The sequence below is a fragment of the Micromonospora sp. MH33 genome (assembly GCF_003013775.1).
Taxonomy (GTDB): domain Bacteria; phylum Actinomycetota; class Actinomycetes; order Mycobacteriales; family Micromonosporaceae; genus Micromonospora; species Micromonospora fulviviridis.
The window spans coordinates 1-1,581 of the sequence record NZ_MUYZ01000615.1 but is presented as its reverse complement, the minus strand read 5'-3'; the positions used below and the strand labels follow the sequence as shown (position 1 = coordinate 1,581).

Here is a 1,581-nt window from a genome sequence, read left to right as displayed (position 1 = left end):
GGCGACCTCCGCCCGGACCACCGCGACGGCGTCCCGGCGGACGCCCGGCGCGCCGGCCCGGTCGGCCGCGTGCTGCTCCGCCAGCCGGCGCAGGCCGGCCCGGAAGTCCGGGTCCAGGGCCAGCTCGGCCAGCTCCACCCACGCCTCGACCTGCTCGTCGGCGGGGTCGTCGGGCAGTTCGGGGGTGAGTGAGCGGCGGATCCCCGCGAGGCCCGCCTCGGTCAGGCCGGCGAAGGCGGCGTCGAGCAGGTCGTCGACCAGCCGCCGCCGCTCCGCCTCGGCGAGGCCGGCCAGCCGGTGCAGGAGTTCGGCCGGGGCGGCGTCGGACCCGCGCCGCCCGAGCACGGTCAGCGTCGCGCGGCGCAGCCGCAGCACCCGGATCTGGGTGGCCAGGGCGTCGGCGTGCGCCGCGGCGACCTCGGGCAGCGTGACCTCCCGCTCCACCACCCGGCGCACCGTGGGCAGGTCGACGCCGAGCTCGCGCAGCGTCCGCACCAGCTCCAGGCGGGCCAGGGCGTGGTCGCCGTAGCGGCGGTGCCCGGTCGGGCCGCGGTCGGTGGGCGGCACGATCCCGCGGTCGGACCAGAAGCGGATGGTCTTCACCGGCAGCCCGGTCCGCCGGGCCAGGTCGCCGATCGAGTAGCGCGTCACACCGTCCATGCCGTCCACCCTGCCGCCTCCCCCTGGTGGAGGCGCAAGCCGCGCATCGACGAAGCCGAGTTAGGCGAGCCTAACCAGCTCGGCTAAGGTAAGGCGTACCTAATCCGAGAGGCGAACAACCCCCGTGACCACCGTCGCCGTCCGGCCCGCCCGCGCCGACGCCCCCACCCGCCGCGGCGTGCCCCGCCGCCTCGCGGTCACTCTGGCGGCGGCGCTCCTGCTCGTCGTCGCGCTGCTGGCCAGCCTGGCGCTCGGCAGCCGGCACCTCCCGGTCGACCAGGTGTGGCACGCCCTGGTCGCCCCGGACGGCGGCGAGGCCACCACCGTGGTCCGCGAGCTGCGGGTGCCGCGTACCGCCCTGGGGCTGGTCGTCGGGCTGGCCCTGGCCCTGGCCGGGGTGCTCTTCCAGGCCGTCACCCGCAACCCGCTCGCCGAGCCGCGCATCCTCGGGGTCAGCGCCGGCGCGTCCTTCGGCGTGGTGCTGGCCATCGCCGTCTTCGGCGTGAGCACGCTCACCGGGTACGTCTGGTTCGGCATCGCCGGCGCGCTGCTCGCCGGGCTGCTGGTCTTCGCCGTGGCCAACCGCACCCGCGAGGGCGCCAGCCCGGTCACCCTCGCGCTGGTCGGCGCGGCCCTCGACGCGGGTCTCGGCGCCGTCGTGTACGCGCTGCTCAGCATCGACGCCCGCACCTTCGAGGAGTACCGGTTCTGGGTGGTCGGCGGCCTCACCGGCCGGGACGTCGGCGTCGCCGGGCAGGTGCTCCCGTTCGTCCTCGCCGGCACCGCCCTCGCGGCGCTGGCCGCCCGCGGCCTGGACGCGCTCGCCCTCGGCGACGACGTCGCCCGTGGCCTCGGCCACCGGATCGCCCTGGTCCGCCTCGCCGCCGGCGTGGGCGGGGTGCTGCTCACCGGCGCCGCGGT

At 77.7% G+C, this 1,581-nt stretch carries 2 protein-coding genes; one reads left to right on the top strand and one right to left on the bottom strand.

The genetic code is table 11. From position 1 onward, the window contains the following. A partial coding sequence (locus tag B0E53_RS36370) for a MerR family transcriptional regulator (RefSeq protein ID WP_107079909.1) occupies nucleotides 1–660 on the bottom strand: 660 nt, incomplete at its 3' end. A 124-nt stretch (nucleotides 661–784) separates the two neighbouring features. On the opposite strand from B0E53_RS36370, the gene B0E53_RS36365 reads away from it, so the two are divergent. Next, nucleotides 785–1,581: iron ABC transporter permease (locus B0E53_RS36365; protein ID WP_107079908.1), on the top strand; the 797-nt coding region annotated here is incomplete at its 3' end.